The sequence below is a fragment of the Streptomyces sp. KR55 genome (assembly GCF_052245645.1).
GTDB classification, from domain to species: Bacteria; Actinomycetota; Actinomycetes; order Streptomycetales; family Streptomycetaceae; genus Streptomyces; species Streptomyces flavusporus.
Genome location: NZ_JBQQCE010000201.1, coordinates 1 through 16,430, shown reverse-complemented (window position 1 = coordinate 16,430; position 16,430 = coordinate 1). Strand labels below are relative to the sequence as shown.

The 16,430-nt window shown below is 69.2% G+C and carries 14 protein-coding genes, 2 tRNA genes and 1 pseudogene; 12 read left to right on the top strand and 5 right to left on the bottom strand.

All coding sequences use genetic code 11. The features are described from left to right. Together ACTWQJ_RS27075 and ACTWQJ_RS27070 are read left to right on the top strand one after the other, a co-directional pair. A pseudogene (locus ACTWQJ_RS27075) lies at positions 1–99 on the top strand (D-2-hydroxyacid dehydrogenase); the annotation flags it as partial. A 25-nt stretch (positions 100–124) separates the two neighbouring features. Then, on the top strand, positions 125–1,516 hold the full coding sequence (locus ACTWQJ_RS27070) for an amidase (protein WP_443309155.1): 1,392 nt from the start codon (positions 125–127) through the stop codon (positions 1,514–1,516). Here the strand turns inward: ACTWQJ_RS27070 and ACTWQJ_RS27065 are convergent. After that, positions 1,497–1,991 carry a DUF3830 family protein gene (locus tag ACTWQJ_RS27065; RefSeq protein ID WP_443309154.1) on the bottom strand — a complete coding sequence of 165 codons (495 nt, stop codon included), beginning with the start codon at positions 1,989–1,991 and terminating at the stop codon, positions 1,497–1,499. The genes ACTWQJ_RS27070 and ACTWQJ_RS27065 overlap by 20 nt on opposite strands. Positions 1,992–2,172: 181 nt before the next feature. On the opposite strand from ACTWQJ_RS27065, the gene ehuB reads away from it, so the two are divergent. The 6 genes from ehuB to ACTWQJ_RS27035 all read left to right on the top strand — a co-directional run bounded on the left by ehuB (position 2,173) and on the right by ACTWQJ_RS27035 (position 6,582). Beyond that, entirely contained in the window at positions 2,173–3,075 is a 903-nt protein-coding gene (gene ehuB / locus ACTWQJ_RS27060; protein WP_443309153.1) for an ectoine/hydroxyectoine ABC transporter substrate-binding protein EhuB, read from the top strand. A gap of 16 nt (positions 3,076–3,091) precedes the next feature. After that, the gene (ehuC, locus tag ACTWQJ_RS27055; protein ID WP_443309152.1) at positions 3,092–3,838 is read left to right on the top strand and encodes an ectoine/hydroxyectoine ABC transporter permease subunit EhuC; all 747 of its coding nucleotides are present in this window, start codon (positions 3,092–3,094) and stop codon (positions 3,836–3,838) included. Beyond that, the gene (gene ehuD / locus ACTWQJ_RS27050; protein WP_224735626.1) at positions 3,835–4,479 is read left to right on the top strand and encodes an ectoine/hydroxyectoine ABC transporter permease subunit EhuD; all 645 of its coding nucleotides are present in this window, start codon (positions 3,835–3,837) and stop codon (positions 4,477–4,479) included. The genes ehuC and ehuD overlap by 4 nt, the downstream gene beginning before the upstream one ends. Continuing rightward, positions 4,469–5,296, top strand: a complete 828-nt coding sequence (gene ehuA, locus ACTWQJ_RS27045; protein WP_443309151.1) for an ectoine/hydroxyectoine ABC transporter ATP-binding protein EhuA — start codon at positions 4,469–4,471, stop codon at positions 5,294–5,296. The genes ehuD and ehuA overlap by 11 nt, the downstream gene beginning before the upstream one ends. Before the next feature lie 156 nt (positions 5,297–5,452). Then, positions 5,453–6,211, top strand: coding sequence for an IclR family transcriptional regulator (locus tag ACTWQJ_RS27040; protein WP_443309150.1), 759 nt, complete (start codon positions 5,453–5,455; stop codon positions 6,209–6,211). A gap of 297 nt (positions 6,212–6,508) precedes the next feature. Next, positions 6,509–6,582: transfer RNA gene (locus ACTWQJ_RS27035), tRNA-Lys, on the top strand. 54 nt (positions 6,583–6,636) lie between these two features. Here ACTWQJ_RS27035 and ACTWQJ_RS27030 read toward each other — a convergent pair. The 3 genes from ACTWQJ_RS27030 to ACTWQJ_RS27020 all read right to left on the bottom strand — a co-directional run bounded on the left by ACTWQJ_RS27030 (position 6,637) and on the right by ACTWQJ_RS27020 (position 9,650). Continuing rightward, entirely contained in the window at positions 6,637–7,242 is a 606-nt protein-coding gene (locus ACTWQJ_RS27030) for a lytic polysaccharide monooxygenase auxiliary activity family 9 protein (protein ID WP_443309149.1), read from the bottom strand. A gap of 113 nt (positions 7,243–7,355) precedes the next feature. Further along, positions 7,356–8,477, bottom strand: coding sequence for an SPFH domain-containing protein (locus tag ACTWQJ_RS27025; protein ID WP_443309148.1), 1,122 nt, complete (start codon positions 8,475–8,477; stop codon positions 7,356–7,358). Positions 8,478–8,540: 63 nt separating this feature from the next. Further along, positions 8,541–9,650: a peptidoglycan-binding protein gene (locus ACTWQJ_RS27020; RefSeq protein ID WP_443309147.1), complete on the bottom strand. Its 1,110-nt coding sequence runs from the start codon at positions 9,648–9,650 to the stop codon at positions 8,541–8,543. 188 nt (positions 9,651–9,838) lie between these two features. Here ACTWQJ_RS27020 and ACTWQJ_RS27015 point away from each other — a divergent pair. The 4 genes from ACTWQJ_RS27015 (at position 9,839) to ACTWQJ_RS27000 (ending at position 15,109) form a co-directional block, all read left to right on the top strand. Further along, positions 9,839–9,912 (top strand) — tRNA-Lys (locus tag ACTWQJ_RS27015). A gap of 256 nt (positions 9,913–10,168) precedes the next feature. Continuing rightward, the gene (locus tag ACTWQJ_RS27010) at positions 10,169–10,882 is read left to right on the top strand and encodes a FadR/GntR family transcriptional regulator (RefSeq protein ID WP_443309146.1); all 714 of its coding nucleotides are present in this window, start codon (positions 10,169–10,171) and stop codon (positions 10,880–10,882) included. A gap of 313 nt (positions 10,883–11,195) precedes the next feature. Then, entirely contained in the window at positions 11,196–13,175 is a 1,980-nt protein-coding gene (locus ACTWQJ_RS27005) for a glycosyltransferase family 2 protein (protein ID WP_443309145.1), read from the top strand. Next, a complete protein-coding gene (locus tag ACTWQJ_RS27000; protein WP_443309144.1) occupies positions 13,172–15,109 on the top strand; it encodes a galactose oxidase-like domain-containing protein in 1,938 nt (645 codons plus the stop codon). The genes ACTWQJ_RS27005 and ACTWQJ_RS27000 overlap by 4 nt, the downstream gene beginning before the upstream one ends. 247 nt (positions 15,110–15,356) lie before the next feature. Here the strand turns inward: ACTWQJ_RS27000 and ACTWQJ_RS26995 are convergent, their stop codons facing one another. After that, a complete protein-coding gene (locus ACTWQJ_RS26995; protein ID WP_443309143.1) occupies positions 15,357–16,391 on the bottom strand; it encodes a glycoside hydrolase family 6 protein in 1,035 nt (344 codons plus the stop codon). Positions 16,392–16,430: the final 39 nt, after the last annotated feature.

The window sequence follows — 16,430 nt, the reverse complement described above, 5'->3', positions numbered from 1 at the left end:
CTGGGCGCCCAGTTCGTGGAGCTGTACGAGCGATGGGAGGCAGGCAGGCCGCTGCCGAACGTGGTCGACAAGAAGCGCGGATACGTACCCGGACACTGACGCCCCGGGAGGGTGGATGACCCAGCTGACCGAGCTCACCGAACTGACCGCCGTACAACTCGTCGACGGCTACCGCAAGGGCGAGTTCAGCCCCGTGGAGGCGACCCGCGCGGCACTGGAACGGGCCGAGCGGATCCAGCCGGAGGTGAACGCCTTCGTCCGCCTCACCGCCGAGGACGCCCTCGCCCGGGCAGCGGAGTCGGCGCAGCGCTGGCGGCGCGGGGAACCGGCCGGAGCGGTGGACGGGGTCCCGGTCACGGTCAAGGACCTGCTGCTGCTGCGCGGCGCCCCGACCCTGCGCGGCTCGCGGACCATCGACCCGGAGGGCCGCTGGGACGAGGACGCGCCCTCCGTCGCCCGGCTGCGCGAGGCCGGCGCGGTGTTCCTCGGCAAGACCACGACACCCGAGTACGGCTGGAAGGGCGTCACGGACTCCCCGCTGACCGGGGTGACCCGCAACCCGCACGACCTCTCCCGCACCGCCGGCGGATCGAGCGGGGGCGCGGCGGCCGCCGTGGCGCTCGGCGCGGGGCCGCTGGCGCTGGGCACGGACGGCGGGGGCAGTGTGCGTATCCCGGCGGCGTTCTGCGGGATCTTCGCGCTGAAGCCGACGTACGGCCGCGTCCCGCTCTACCCGGCGAGCGCCTTCGGCACGCTGGCGCACGTGGGGCCGATGACCCGGGACGCCGCCGACGCGGCGCTGCTCCTGGACGTCATCGGCGTACCCGACGAGCGTGACTGGTCGGCGCTCGGCCCGCCGCCCGGTTCCTTCACCGCGGGACTGCGGGGCGGGGTGCATGGGCTGCGGGTGGCCTACTCGCCGTCCCTGGGCGGCCAGGTCGCGGTGCGTCCGGCCGTCGCGACGGCGGTACGGCGGGCGGTGGAGCGGCTCGCCGGCCTCGGCGCGTACGTCACGGAGACCGACCCCGACCTCACCGACCCGGTGGACGCCTTCCACACCCTGTGGTTCACCGGGGCGGCCCGGGTGATCCAGCATCTCGGGCCGCATCAGCGGGGGTTGCTCGACCCGGGGCTGCGGGAGATCTGCGCGGTCGGTGAAAGCCTTTCGGCGCTGGACTATCTGGCCGCGGTGGACGTCCGTATGGACCTGGGCCGCCGGATGGGTCGCTTCCACACGTCCTACGACCTCCTCGTCACCCCGACCGTGCCGATCACGGCGTTCGAGGCGGGCGCCGAGGTGCCGAAGGGCTCGGGCCACCGGCGCTGGACGGGGTGGACGCCGTTCACGTACCCGTTCAACATGACGCAGCAGCCGGCCGCGACGGTACCGGGGGGCACGGACGGGGACGGGCTGCCGGTGGGGATGCAACTGGTGGCCGCCCGCCACCGCGACGACCTCGTGCTGCGCGTGGCCCATGCGCTGTACGAGGCCGGGATCACGTCCGGCGGAAGCTGAGCGTCTCCCCCGCCGCGCCGGTGCGCCACAGGTCGTTGCACGCCTCCGCCATGGTCTCGAGGCCCTCGACGACCTGGCCCCACACGATGCCCGGCACCCACCCCACGTCCCCGTTGAGGAGGAGGTTGTTGCGCTCGTAGAACAGGGCGAGGTCCACCACGGTCGTTCCCGTCCGCACCTCACGGTCGTAGCCGTACGCCCGGGTCCCCAACTCCGAACCGGCGAAGGAGAAGTAGCACAGGTCGCCCGGGATCGGGGTCACCGTCGGGTTCTCCAGGGGCGGTTCGGCGGCGGCGAAGGGCGGGAAGAGCGCGTAGATCTCGTTGCGGGCGTACTTCGCGTGGTAGACGTCACCGGCGAGCGGCAGGGCGTCCCATACGGCGGCGCAGGTGACCGGGGCGCGGTCGTCGAGGAGTTTCGCGGTGCAGCGGACGTCGCGCTCGGCGAGGGAGATTTCCACATAACGGTCGGTCATGCCCTGTTCCCTCCCCGGCCGCACGGGCCTCACACCCGCCCGCCCGCGGAAACGGACCGGTCACGCTCCGGTCACCGTTGCATCACATCGCACGGCGGCACTGCATACCCCCCGCGGATCGGGCAGGCGCCTCCACTGGCCGCGGCCGCATGTCAGGCACGACTCTGGAGGTTGCACGTCCATGACCGAGTTCCCGAACCTGTCCCGCAGGGGCTTCCTCACCAGAACCGCAGCCGTCGGCGGCCTGTTGACCGTCCCCGGACTCCTCGCCGCGTGCAGCAAGACCGACACCGGCAGCTCCGGCGAGGGCTCGACCCTGGACAAGCTCAAGGAGCAGGGCTACGTACGGGTGGCCTACGCCAACGAGGCCCCCTACGGCTACGAGGAGGACGGGAAGCTCAAGGGCGAGGCGCCCACCCTGCACCGGGAGATCTTCAAGGCCCTCGGCGTGGACGAACTGCGGCCGACCTTCTCCGAGTGGGACGGTCTGATCCCGGGGCTGCAGGCCGGCAAGTACGACGTGATCAGCGCCGGCATGGCGATCATCCCGGAGCGCTGTGAGCGGGCGCTGTTCTCGGAGCCGGAGTTCATCTCGCCCACCGCGCTGATGGTGAAGAAGGGCAACCCCGAGAACCTGACCGACCTGGCGTCGGTGAAGGAGGCCGGGGTCACCGTCGGTGTGATGTCGGGTGCGGTCGAGAAGAACTACGCCACCGCCGCCGGTATCGCCGACGGCAACATCAAGACGCTGCAGAAGCCGCAGGACGGCGCGGACGCGGTCAAGGGCGGCCGGATCGACGCGTTCCTGCTCACCGGCATCTCCCTGAACTGGCTCGCCAAGAACAACTCGGGCCTGGAGGTCACCGACTCGTTCATCCCGGAGCTCGACGGCGTCAAGCAGTACAGCCCGGGCGGCGCCGTCTTCCGCCAGGGCAGCGAGGACCTGCGGGACGCCTTCAACAGGGAGCTGAAGAAGATCACTTCGGATCCGGACCGCTATGTGCAGCTGATCGGCGAGTACGGCTTCGGCAAGGACACCATCCCGCCGGTGGACCTGAAGACCGCCGACCTGTGCAAGGGCTGACGGGACCCGGCTGCCCATGGGTGACTTCTTCACATACTTCTTCGACCATCTGCCGGACGTCTGGTCCGGGCTGGGCACGACACTGGCGGCGACGGTCCTCGGCTCGGCCGTGGCGCTCGCCCTTGCGTTCGTGTTCGGCTTCATGGCGCGCAGCGGGTCCGTGCTCGTGCGGGGGGTGTCACGGGTCGTCGTGGAGTTCTTCCGCGGCACCTCGCTGTACGTCCAGCTGTTCTGGCTGTACTACGCGTTTCCGCTCCTGTTCGGATACGAACTGACGCCGCTGTTCTGCGGCGTCGTGGCGTTCGGCATGAACTACGGGGCGTACGGCTCCGAGGTCGTGCGCGGCGCGCTGAACGCCGTACCGAAGGCGCAGTGGGAGGCGGCTGTCGCGCTGAACATGACACCGGCGCAGCGGATGCGCCGGGTGATCCTGCCGCAGGCGTGGGTGCAGATGATCCCGTCGTTCACCAACCTGCTGATCCAGTTGCTGAAGTGCACGCCGCTGCTCTGGCTGATCTCGGCCGCCGACCTGACGACCGTGGTCCAGCAGATGCGGGACCGCACGGGCGAGACGACCTGGGCGTATCTGACGCTGCTGGTGATGTACTTCGTCCTCGCCTACGCGCTGACCCTGCTGATGAACGCCCTCGAGCGGCACGCCAAGGCCCGGCTGGGCCAGCACACCGGCGTGCGCGGGCTGCTGCGCAGCCGTAGTGCGCAGCCCGCCGAGGCGGCCGGGACGACCGCGGGAGGCTCCCTGTGAACTACAACTGGGACTGGGCCTCCGTCGGCGACTCGCTGCCGCTGCTGTGGGAGGGCTTCAAGACCACGCTGCTGGCCACGGTGCTCGGCACCCTGGTGGCCGCCGTGCTCGGGCTGATCGTCGCGATGGCCGGGCGGGCGCCCAGCCGGCTGGTGACGGTGCCGGTGCGGGCGGTCACCGAGTTCGTCCGGTCCACCCCGCTGCTGGTGCAGCTGGCCGGCGCGTACGCGGTGTTCAACACGGTGGAGCCGCTGACCATCGGTATCACGGTGCTCGGCATCCACTACGCCTCGTACCTGTCGGAGGTGTACCGGGCGGGCATCGACGCCGTGCCGAAGGGCCAGTGGGAGGCCTGCCGGGCGCTGTCGATGTCGCCGCGCCGCACCTGGCAGGCCGTGATCCTGCCGCAGGCGGTGCGCAACGTCCTGCCCGCGCTGGGCAACTACGCGATCGCCATGTTCAAGGAGACCCCCTTCCTGGCCGTCATCACGGTCTCGGAGATGGTCGCCGAGGCCCGGGAGTACGGCGCGACCCACTTCGTCTACGCCGAGACCTTCACGCTCGCGGGCCTGATCTTCCTGGCGGCGAGCTACCCGACCTCGCTGCTGATGAGAAAGCTGGAGAAGCGCCTTGGCCACTGACCCCCTGCAGAAGACCAGTCCCGAGCCGTCCGTGGCCGACACCGCCGCACCGGGCCACCTGGTGGTGTTCGACCAGGTGGTCAAGCGGTACGGCGACCATGTGGTCCTCGACCACCTGGACTTCACCGTCGACCGCGGACAGCACGTCACCCTGATCGGCCCCAGCGGCTCCGGCAAGACCACCATCCTGCGGCTGCTGATGACGCTGGAGCAGGTCAGCGATGGCGTGATCATGGTGGACGGGCAGTCCCTGACCCATATGCCGGGACCGAACGGCTCCCTCAGGCCCGCCAACGAGAAGCACCAGCGGGAGATCCGCAAGAAGATCGGGATGGTCTTCCAGCAGTTCAATCTGTTCCCGAACATGAACGTGCTGCAGAACATCACCGAGGCCCCGGTCAACGTGCTCGGCCTCGACCGCGCCGAGGCCGAGGAACGCGCCCGGGACCTGCTGCAGCTGGTGGGCCTGGAGGAGAAGGCCACCGCGCATCCGACGCAGTTGTCCGGCGGTCAGCAGCAGCGGGTGGCGATCGCCCGCGCGCTGGCCATGCGGCCGGAGATCCTGCTGCTGGACGAGGTGACCTCGGCGCTGGACCCGGAGCTGGTGCACGGCGTTCTCGATGTACTCAGGGACATCGCACACACCACGGACATCACCATGCTCTGCGTGACCCACGAGATGAACTTCGCCCGGGACATCTCGGACCAGGTCATGATGTTCGACAAGGGCAAGGTCATCGAGTCCGGCACCCCGGAGAAGATCTTCGGCGATCCGGACCACGAGCGGACCAGGGAGTTCCTCGGAGCGGTGCTCTGAGGAGACTGCCGCTGGCATATGTCAACCGCCTACGCCCCTGCTTAGAGGGTCGCAATCTGGTCAACTGCCACTCGCTACCAGCCCCTTGACGGCTATCGTGGAGGGGATCCGCCGTCCGGACATACGGCCAGACAGTAAGCGCAGGGGGGATACACCGTGGCGCTGACGCACGAGCCGACCGCGCCGTACCACTCGGCTCAGGACGCCTTGCGCGTCCTGGAGACGGTGGCACGGCACACCTCCGGTGTCACCGACACCGAGATAGCCCGCCACACCGGCCTCGGCGCGGAGCGGCTCACCGGCCTCCTGCGGATGCTGCGCCGCGAGGGCTACGTCGAGCAGGTCACCGACGGTGCGTACGTGACGGGCGTGGCCCTCGCCCGCCTCGGCTCCGCCCAGAACCGCGAGGAAGCCCTGCGCGAGCAGCTCCAGCGGACCCTCGACCGACTGCGCGACTCCGTCGGCGCCGCCGTCTACATCAGCCGGTACGTCGACGGAGAGGTCAAGGTCACCCAGTACGCGGACGGCCCCGCCACCCCGGCGGTCAACGAGTGGGTCGACTTCCGCTACTCCGCCCATGCCACGGCGGTCGGCAAGAGCCTGCTCGGCCAGCTCGACCACAACAGCCGTCGCGAGCACCTCTCCCGCCACAAGATGGCCCGCCTCACCTCGCGCACCATCACCAGCGACAAGCTGCTGCTGTCCCGGCTGGAGGCCCAGGCGCCCACGGTGCCCGTGCTGGACCTGCAGGAATACGCGGTCGGCACGGTCTGCGCGGCCGTCCCGATAACGGCCGGCTCCTCGGTGGGCTGCCTGGCCCTGTCCCTGCCCGTCGAGCGCGCCCACCGGCTGCGCGAGGCCGCGGACACCCTGAACCGCAACGCGGCGCCGGTACTGCTGTCGCTGGCGATCTAGGGCCTGTCCGGCGGATCAGGCCGCAGGACATCGGCGGCGCCTATGAGCGCAGGTGAGCGGGGTCATGGGGGTCCCCCCGCGCGAGCTCGGTTCGAGCGTGGGGGAGAGTGACGACAACGCCGGTGGGGGCACCTCCCGCTCGAGCGAAGCCGAGCGTGGGGGAGGGCGTGCCAGACCCGCGTCTGCGGCATGATCCGCCGGACAGGCCCTAGCTCCGGGCCACAGGTCCGGAGCACCCTTCTGGACCAGGTAGTATTTTCTGTGTCGTCGACCGCGAGAGCGGACGGCGGGAGTCATGCGCCGCTAGCTCAGTTGGTTAGAGCAGCTGACTCTTAATCAGCGGGTCCGGGGTTCGAGTCCCTGGCGGCGCACAAATGAGGAGCCCCCCGCAGTGAGCGGGGGGCTCCTTCGCGTGTCCGGCGGGCTCAGAAGGTGACGTCCGAGCAGGCGTAGAACGCGTTGGCCGTGTCAGCGATCGTCCACACCGCGACGATCACATGCCGGCCGCTGAGCCCGGACGGCAGCGTGCCGCTGTGCGAGAGGGTCTGCGGCGGGCGCTGGCCGCCGTAGGGGACCGTGAGGAACGGGGTCAGGTTGAGGTCGGAGCGGGCCAGATTGTGGTTCTGGTTCCAGCCCGGCTTGGTGATGTAGTACTTGAAGTCGGTCGTGGCGTGCATGGCGGTGAACTGCCAGCGGAAGGTGTAGCTCTGGCCGCCGTTCACCTTGGTGGCGGGCCAGGCAGCGCCGGACGGCGTCCTCGGTGCGCTGAGCTGGGCGAACTGGCTCAGGCCGGCGTTGCATATCTGCCCGTCGGCCGGGCCGGCGGCCGGGAAGCCCTTCGGGCCCTCGACGCTCTGCGGCTCCCACTGGATGGGGCCGCAGTTGGTCACCGTGCCGTTCTGGCAGAGCTTCTGCCGGCTGATGGGCAGGTCGGTGTAGCCGTGGCCGCTGGCTCCGCCGGAGGACAGCACGAGGGCGCCGGTGGTCGCCAGACCTACCATCGCGACGGACAACTTGGTCTTTTTGCGCATACTGCCGCTCCTGGAGAACGTGGGGGAAGTTCAGTGAGCTTGCAGGTCTAGACCAAGTCTGAGCGTATTGCCGTTAGTTGGCTGTGTCCATATCAAAGACGTGTCCATACCAATCACGGACCTGTTTCTCCCCGCCCCGCGCAGAACGCCACCGTCAAGTCCTTGACCAGCACCTTGCGTTCGTAGTCGTCCAGCTCCACCAGCCCGCGCATGGTCAGCCGCGTCACCGTGTCCTCCACCGAGTCGACCACCGACGTCAGCACGCTCGCCCGGTGCTGTGCGTCCAGCGCGGCGATCCGGCGGCGGTGCATCGCGGCGGCGACCTCAGGGGCGTACTCGATCCGCACCGGCTGCACCGAGAAGATCTCCAGCCCGACCGGCGCCACGTCCGCCGCCACCAGCCGGGTCAGTGCGTCCGTGGCCGCCTCCACACCGGCCCGCGCACCGGCCGGCATCTCCACCGGCACCCGCAGGAGCCCCGCCTCCACACACTCGCGCAGATACGTCTCGTGGTCCTCCACGCCCAGCACGGCCCGCGCGGTGTCCCGCACCCGCCACACCACCAGGACCACCACCCGCACCGCCACCCCGCTCCGGTCGGCTGCGGGCATCGGCTCGCTGCGCCAGTGCCGCAGCCGTACGTCGGCCCGGCGGCGCAGCAGCAGCGGGTTGACCCACATCAGGCCGGTGCGCCGCACGGTCCCCCGGTAGCGGCCGAACAGATCGAGCACCCAGGCCCGCCCGGTGCGACCCCGGGACAGCCCCCCGAAGCCGAACAGGACGAGCGCCCCGGTCCCGGCGTACGCCGCCCACTGCGCCGGCCCGAGCCCGGCCCCCGCGAACGCCGGCAGCCCCAGCGCCTGCGCCGCGAACGACGGCAGCGTGCCCGCCCACCAGGAGGTGACCGCGCACCCGGCCAGACCGGCGGCACCGGCGAGCACCCCGACCGCCCCCGGCAGCGCCCGCGCGGGCCGTTCCACCAGGTCGGGGTCGACCTGTGCCGCCGGGCTGGCCTTCGCGGGCGCCGGGCGGCGCAGCCGCGGCTGCTCGCCCGTGCCCTGGCGGCGGTTCCCCACGGTCGGCCTGAGCGGCACGGACACCGGGCCGGGGTCGTCGCGGAACAGCAGATGGACGGGGATCTCGGTGGTCGTCTCGTTCTGGATCACCCGGGCGGGCCGGGCCGGGGCCCCGTCGGCGCCGCCGGACCCGGGCGGCTGGGGAGTGGTCGTGGTCATGTGTGCCTCCAGCCTCCGCGCCAGATGCGTCAGAACAGGTGGTGCAGCAGGTGGTACAGGTGGTCAGGAAAAGAGCCGCCGCCAGGTCTCGGGCCCCGGGTAGCCGTCCGCCGCACCGCCCCGCCAGCCCTGGGAGCGCTGGAAGGCCTCGACGTTCCGCCGGTCCGCCTCGCCCCAACGCGGTCCCGGCCCGGTGCCGGCGTAGCGCTTGCCGAAACCTTTCCTCACGAGCTGTTTCCCGAGCAGTGTGACGTGCGCGTTGTCGGCCCCCGGCCGGAACATGCCCCGGCCGGGGTAGGCCGGGACCCGCGGGGCGGGCGCGAGCGGGCCGGCCGCTCCGGCGTGAACGGCCTTGCCCTCCTCCTTGGTGTCCTGCGGCACGGCACTGTCCTGCGGCGCGGCGGTGTCCTGCGGCGCCGCGGTCTCCTCCACACCGGTCACGTCCGCCTTGACGCCCTTGTAGCGGTAGGGGACATAACGGTCGGATTTGTTCCAGTAGGCGTACGGGGTGGTCTGCCTGCGGGCGTGCGGGCGGGGCGACTCGTAGGCGATGTAGTACGTGTGGGTGTGGTCCGTCCAGCCGCCGAAAAGGACCACGTGCGAGCCGTTCTGCGGGTTGTCCGGGTTGTGGAACAGCAGCATGTCGCCGGGCTGGAGTTCCTCCTTGGTGATCCGCACCCCGAACTCGTGGAGGGAGCCGGTCCACTCGTTTCCCGGCAGCTTCCAGGCCATCGAGACAAAGCCCGAGCAGTCCTGCCGGTAACCGTCGGTCCAGTAGTCGGTCATGCTGTACGGCACTTTCTCCGCGACCCATTTCTTGGCGCGGTTGATGATCTCCGCGCGGGTGATCTCGGGCAGCGGGGCGGCGCCCGCCGGCTTGGCCGGTGTCCCGCCCAGGCCGTGCAGCGGGGTTCTGTCACCCTGGGGGGTGTCGGGCGCGTCACCTGCGGGAACGCCGGGTCGATGGGGGGCGTGGGGGACGGCCGGGGCAGGGGCGGCATGGCTCACGCCGAGCGCCGCCGAGGCCATGGCGGCGACGGCCAGCGCGCGGGTCGCGGCCGGACGGCCGACGGTGGAATGCGGCGATACGTGGGGGACGCGGCGCCAGTGGGCGCAGCCGGGGCAGTCGCAGTCGCTCGTGGGATCGAATTCCTCGAATACCGGAGTCTCCATGCGATTCCCCTCACACTCCAGATGGAAATGTCCAGGCCGGTGCACGTTGATCAGTTTCACAACTGTCTTCGGGGTGCGCATGTTGACGGTCCGAATGATGTACAGGGGCCCCCGGAGGGCCGGAGCCGGCCCGAATCCGGTGGTCAGGAGCACCCCGGAACGTCATGTAGAGTTAACGACGTCAGCACGCGCCGCTAGCTCAGTTGGTTAGAGCAGCTGACTCTTAATCAGCGGGTCCGGGGTTCGAGTCCCTGGCGGCGCACGATGTCGATGGCGAGGCATGTTCGCGGAAAGCGCGAACCGCCTCGCCATCGTCGTTTCTGCGCGGCTGCGCCGCGCGCAGCGGGGGCTCCGCCACCCCCACCCCCTCTCCGTCGGCTGCTGTGACCGCGGGCCCAGGAGCGACCGCCGAGTCCCCGCGCCCGCCGGAAGGCCTCTCGCAGCAGCGAGGGGCCTTTTGCGTGGCCGGCCTGGCCGGAAGCGGGGCCTCCCCTCATTTGGCCGGTTACCCTCTGGCCATGGCAGCGCGTGACCTCCAGGAGAGGATCAAGAAGCTCATCGTCGACCGCCGGCTGACCTCCGGGTCCCCGCTGCCGACCGAGCCCGAGCTGATGGAGTTCCTCGGCGCGAGCCGGAACTCGGTGCGGGAGGCCCTGAAGGGGCTCCAGGCGATGGGGATCGTGGAGATACGGCACGGCTTCGGCACCTACGTCGGCCGGATGTCGTTCGCCCCGATGATCGAGGGCCTGGCGTTCCGCACGGTCGCCGGGCACTACCGCGGGGAGGACTCCCTGCTTCAGCTGCTCGAGCTGCGCGAGGCGGTGGAGACGGGACTGGTCTCCCGGCTCGCGGGCCGGCTGCCGCAGGCGGACCTCGTTGAACTGGACGCCCTCGTGGACCGTATGGATGAGCAGGCCGCGCAGGGCGCCGGCCTCGCCGAGACCGACCGTGCCTTTCACGCCACCCTCTACCAGGGGCTGGACAACGTGCTGCTGAGCGAGGTGCTCGAGGCGTTCTGGGACGCCTTCCACCGCGTGAGCAGGGATCTCGTGGAGGTGCCGCAGGACCCACGGGTCACCTGCCGGCAGCACCGGGAGATCCTGGACGCGGTGCGGTCCGGTGACTCGATCCGAGCGGAGGAGGCCATAAGGGACCACTTCGGCAACATTCGTGCACGACTGGCCTCAAGCGCACCAGCGGACGCCAACTTGCGTCCCAATGAGCGCGTATAGCCGGTAAATACCGTGTATCGCATCTTGCGATCATGCTGAACGGCGTAGAACCCTGGTTTGCAAGAGGCTGCGGATACGCGCCAATTGGGGGGCACGAAACCGGTTGCCGGTGCTACGGGGAGAGGGGCCCCGTTCGTGAAGCGATGCCGAGGGGGGCATCATGCAACCGGAACGTCGTAGTTCCATGTCTATAGAGTGTGGATGACGTGGTGACTGCGGCGCACCACTGACACGTCTGTGACGGCCGAGGGGGCCCTGAGCAGGCGAAAGGAACCGACAGACACGCGCTGAACCGCGTGTGGGGGGATGACTCATGACGTCGACGCCGACGGGCGCCCGGCAGAACTTCGACCCGTCACAAACCACCCAGCTCAGGGTGCCTTCGCACCGCACCGGCAACACGGGGACCTTCCGCCGGATCAAGAAGACGCTGCCGAGGTACGACTACGAGCACTACAGCCGGTTGGCGGGCCCCCTCACCCAGCCCGATCCGAACAAGCCGTACCGGGTGCAGTACCGCTCCCTGATCTCGCAGGAGCCGCACCGGATACGCGTGGCCCTGATGCTCGCCGCGGCACCGCTGCTCTCGCTGGTGCTGCTGGCCTGGCTGCTGCAGCCCGAGCACTGGACCGAACGCGACTACCCGGCCTACGACTTCCTGCCCGCGCTCGACATCGTGATGCTGGTCTCGATCGGTCTGATCGAGTTCTTCCGCTGCATGAACGTGCTGTCCAACGCGCACGCCACACTGGTCGCCCGCGACCCGATCCCGGTGGTTCCGGAGACCGGCACGAGAGTGGCCTTCCTCACCTCCTTCGTGCCCGGCAAGGAGCCGCTGGAGATGGTGACGAAGACCCTGGAGGCGGCCGTGAAGCTGCGCCACCGGGGCCTGTTGCACGTGTGGCTGCTCGACGAGGGCGACGACCCGGAGGTCAAGGAGGTCTGCGCCCGGCTCGGCGTGCACCACTTCTCCCGCAAGGGCGTCGCGAAGTGGAACCAGGCCAAGGGCCCGCACCGCGCCAAGACCAAGCACGGCAACTACAACGCCTGGCTCGACGCACACGGCGACGACTACGACTTCTTCGCGTCCGTCGACACCGACCACGTACCGCTGCCGAACTACCTGGAGCGGATGCTGGGCTTCTTCCGCGACCCGGACGTCGGCTTCGTGATCGGCCCGCAGGTCTACGGCAACTACGACACGTTCGTCACCAAGGCCGCCGAGTCCCAGCAGTTCCTCTTCCACGCGCTGATCCAGCGCGCCGGCAACCGCTACGGCGCCCCGATGTTCGTCGGCACCTCCAACGCGGTGCGGATCAAGGCGCTGAAGCAGATCGGCGGTCTGTACGACTCGATCACCGAGGACATGGCGACCGGTTTCGAGATCCACCGCCACAAGAACCCGGCCACAGGCAAGAAATGGCGCTCGGTCTACACCCCGGACGTGCTCGCGGTCGGTGAGGGCCCCAGCGCCTGGACGGACTTCTTCACCCAGCAGATGCGCTGGTCGCGAGGGACGTACGAGACGATCCTCAAGCAGTACTGGAAGGGCTGGTACTCGCTGCCGCCGAGCAAGCTCTTCAACTACACCATGATGATCATCTTCTACCCGATGTCGGCCCTCAACTGGATCCTCGCGGCGCTGAGTTGTGCGCTGTTCCTGGGTCTGGGTGCCTCGGGTGTGAACATCGACCCGACGATCTGGCTGATGCTCTACGGCAACGCCTCCGCCCTGCAGATCGGTCTGTACGTCTGGAACCGCCGCCACAACGTCTCGCCGCACGAGCCGGAGGGCTCCGGCGGTGTGGCCGGCATGGTGATGTCCGCGCTGTCGGCGCCGCTCTACGCCAAGGCGCTGATCGACTCGGTGCTGCGCCGCAAGAGCAAGTTCGTGGTCACGCCCAAGGGCGACTCGGCGAGCCCGGACCGATGGTTCGGGACCTTCCGGTACCACTGGTACTTCATCCTGATCTTCGGTGCCTCGATCGCGGCCGGCTTCTACTACGGCAACTCCCACCCCGCGATGATCATCTGGGCGTCGTTCGCGATGCTGATCACCGCCACGCCGATCTTCGCCTGGCGCTGGCAGCTCCGGCAGGAGAAGAAGAAGCCCGCCGCCCCGGCCGCGCCGGAGCCGCAGGACGCGGTACCCACACCGACTCCGGCGCACGGAGTGCCCGCTCCGTACGCGCCGCACGCCCCGCAGCAGCGGCCCAGTTGGGCGGCCTCGAACGAGGGCAACGACCAGACCATGCAGATCGCCCTTGGTGGACTTGGGGGACGTAAGGAATGAACGACCGTGCCGGCCGCCGCCGCGCCCGTCGACTCGCGATAGGCACGGCGGTGGTCATCGCGCTGGCCGGGATGAACGGGCCATGGCTCTATCGGGTCGGGACCGAGAAGTACCACCAGTACCAGATCAACAGACCCGAGTACAAAGCGGACAACGGTCACTGGAAGATCGTCGAGTTCCCGGAGGAGTACCGCCTCAACACCATCCACGCGGCGCTGCTGCGCACCGGCAAGATCCTGCTGGTGGCCGGGTCGGGCAACAACCAGGACAACTTCGACGCGAAGAAGTTCGACACCCGGATCTGGGACCCGGTCAAGAACACCATCAAGAAGGTGCCGACGCCCAACGACCTGTTCTGCACCGGCCACACCCAGCTCGCCAACGGCAATCTGCTGATCGCGGGCGGCACCAAGCGGTACGAGAAACTCCAGGGTGACGTGAAGAAGGCCGGCGGCCTGATGATCGTCTACAACGAGAACCCGGACAAGCCGATCACCCTGCCCGCGGGCACCAAGTTCACCGGCAAGGAGAACGGCAAGACCTTCGTCTCCAAGGACCCGGTCCTCGTTCCGCGCGCCAAGAAGCAGTTCGACAAGGAGACCGGCAAGTTCCTGGGCAACGACCCGGGCGTCGGCCGGATCTATGTCGAGGCCGCCGAGGAGGGCGCGAAGTACGAGACCGGCACCCAGGACAACTACACCGTCCAGGGCCTGTCCGGCGCCGACGCGCGCAACACGTACGGCATCGCGCAGAAGCTCGCCCTGGACAAGAAGGACTTCCAGGGAATCCGGGACGCCTACGAGTTCGACCCGGTCGCCGAGAAGTACATCAAGGTCGACCCGATGAAGGAGGCCCGCTGGTACCCGACGCTCACCACCCTGAGCGACGGGAAGATCCTCAGCGTCTCCGGCCTCGACGACATCGGCCAGCTGGTGCCGGGCAAGAACGAGATCTACGACCCCGAGACCAAGAAGTGGACCTACACCGACAAGGTCCGGCAGTTCCCGACGTACCCGGCGCTGTTCCTGATGCAGAACGGCAAGGTCTTCTACTCGGGGGCGAACGCGGGGTACGGGCCGGACGATGTGGGGCGTGATCCCGGCGTCTGGGACGTGGACACCAACAAGTTCACCAAGGTGCCCGGCATGAGCGACGCGAACATGCTGGAGACCGCGAACACCGTGCTGTTGCCGCCGGCGCAGGACGAGAAGTACATGGTGATCGGCGGTGGTGGCGTCGGTGAGTCCAAGCTGTCGAGCGAGAAGACGCGGATCGTCGATCTGAAGGCCGACAACCCCCGGTTCGTGGACGGGCCGTCCCTGGACAAGGGCACCCGCTATCCACAGGCCTCGGTCCTCCCGGACGACAGCGTGCTGGTCTCCGGCGGTTCGGAGGACTACCGCGGGCGCAGCGACTCCAACATCCTCGAGGCACGGCTGTACGACCCGGAGACCAACGAACTCGACCGGGTCGCCGACCCGTTGGTGGGCCGTAACTACCACTCGGGCTCGCTGCTCCTGCCCGACGGCCGGGTGATGTTCTTCGGTTCGGACTCCCTCTTCAGCGACAAGGCAAACACCAAGCCGGGGAAGTTCGAGCAGCGGATCGAGATCTACAGCCCGCCGTATCTCTTCCGCGATTCGCGCCCCTCGCTGTCCGGCGGACCGCAGACCATCGAACGCGGTGAGACGGGCACGTTCACCTCGCAGCATGCGTCGTCGATCAAGAAGGTGCGGCTGATCCGGCCCAGCGCTTCGACGCACGTGACGGATGTCGACCAGCGGTCGATCGCGCTGGACTTCAAGACGTCCGGCAACAAGGTCACCGTGACAGTGCCGGAGAACCGGAATCTGGTGCAGGCGGGGTGGTACATGCTGTTCGTGGCCGATGACGAGGGGACGCCGTCCGAGGCGCAGTGGGTGAGGGTTCCTTAGGGCCTGTCCGGCGGATCATGCCGGAATCGCGGGGCCTGGCACGCCCATCTGCCGCGTTGTCGTCGGTCGCCGACGCTCCGCGTCGACTCCCTCCTCCGCCTTGCAGCTGGACGCACCAGACCCCGCTCACCTGCGCCGATTAGTCACCGCCCCTTGGAGCCGGCCTGATCCGCCGGACAGGCCCTAGCCCGTACGCCACTGGGGGCGCCCTCCGCGACGGAGGGCGCCCCCAGCTGCGTACCGGACGCTACTCGCCCGCCTGCGCCAGCTTCAGCGCGTACTCGGGCCACCACTCCCCCGCCTTGGGACCGCCCTTGCACTCGCCGTCCGACTCTCCCGGGCGCTTGACCCACAGGTACGCGTCGACCAGGGGGTCGGCGGTCTTGGTGCTCGGGGTTTCGCCGAGGGCGCGGCCCGGCGGGTTGCACCAGCGTTCGCCCGGGTCGCCCTCGGTGTAGGGGCCGTTGCCGTTGCGGCTGGTGTCGATCACGAACGGCTTGTTGCCCACCTTGGCGGAGAGCTCCTTGCCGTACGCGATGGAGTCCTCGGTCGTGTAGAAGTTGGAGACGTTGACCGAGAAACCGTCGGCCTGGTCGATGCCTGCCCACTTCAGGGGCTCGAAGATCTGGTCGGGCTTGCCCCAGCCGGCGTTGCCCGCGTCCAGGTAGACCTTGGTGTTCTTCAGGGACTTGAGCTTGGTGATGGCGCCCTTGAGGAGGTCGTAGCGCTCCTCGTGGTACTCGCCGGGTGTGCAGTTGTCCACCATGTGCAGCACCGCGTCCGGCTCCAGGATCACCGTCGCGCCGCGGTCGCCGATGCCCTTGGCGACGCTGTCGATGAACGCCCGGTAGGCGTTGCCGTCGGCGGCGCCGCCGCCCGAGAACTGCCCGCAGTCGCGGTGCGGGATGTTGTAGAGGACGAGCAGCGCCGTGCGGTCGGCCTCGGCCGCCGCCTCGGTGAAGCCGCGGGCCTGCTCCTCCGCGTTCTCCGGGCTGAGCCACTCGCCGGTCGGCTGCTGGGCGATCTTGCGGATCGTGTCCGCCTCGGACTCCTTGCCGCTCTTCTCGTAGTCGGCCACCTGCTGGGCCGCGGTGCCGTCCGGGTTGACCCAGAACGGCGCGGCGTCCTTGGGCTGTTGGGTGATCCCGGCGCCTGCGCCGCCGGTGTCGCCACCGTCGCCGCCGCCGTCTCCGTCGCCGGAGGAGCATCCCGCGATCAGCAGCGCCGCCCCCAGCGCCATCGCGGTCGCCCGCACTCCGGTCACCCCCCTGCTGCGGTACATCCAACTCCCCCTTGGGTGCACTGTTCCAAGTCTCAATCC

Excerpts from the sequence above, each read along its gene's own strand:
- ACTWQJ_RS27000 (WP_443309144.1), top strand. The coding sequence starts at position 13,172 with ATGAACGACCGTGCCGGCCGCCGCCGCGCCCGTCGACTCGCGATAGGC.
- ehuB (WP_443309153.1), top strand. The coding sequence starts at position 2,173 with ATGACCGAGTTCCCGAACCTGTCCCGCAGGGGCTTCCTCACCAGAACC.
- ACTWQJ_RS27005 (WP_443309145.1), top strand. The coding sequence starts at position 11,196 with ATGACGTCGACGCCGACGGGCGCCCGGCAGAACTTCGACCCGTCACAA.
- ACTWQJ_RS27010 (WP_443309146.1), top strand. The coding sequence starts at position 10,169 with ATGGCAGCGCGTGACCTCCAGGAGAGGATCAAGAAGCTCATCGTCGAC.
- ACTWQJ_RS27020 (WP_443309147.1), bottom strand. The coding sequence starts at position 9,650 with ATGGAGACTCCGGTATTCGAGGAATTCGATCCCACGAGCGACTGCGAC.
- ehuC (WP_443309152.1), top strand. The coding sequence starts at position 3,092 with ATGGGTGACTTCTTCACATACTTCTTCGACCATCTGCCGGACGTCTGG.
- ACTWQJ_RS27030 (WP_443309149.1), bottom strand. The coding sequence starts at position 7,242 with ATGCGCAAAAAGACCAAGTTGTCCGTCGCGATGGTAGGTCTGGCGACC.
- ACTWQJ_RS27065 (WP_443309154.1), bottom strand. The coding sequence starts at position 1,991 with ATGACCGACCGTTATGTGGAAATCTCCCTCGCCGAGCGCGACGTCCGC.
- ACTWQJ_RS27025 (WP_443309148.1), bottom strand. The coding sequence starts at position 8,477 with ATGACCACGACCACTCCCCAGCCGCCCGGGTCCGGCGGCGCCGACGGG.
- ACTWQJ_RS26995 (WP_443309143.1), bottom strand. The coding sequence starts at position 16,391 with ATGTACCGCAGCAGGGGGGTGACCGGAGTGCGGGCGACCGCGATGGCG.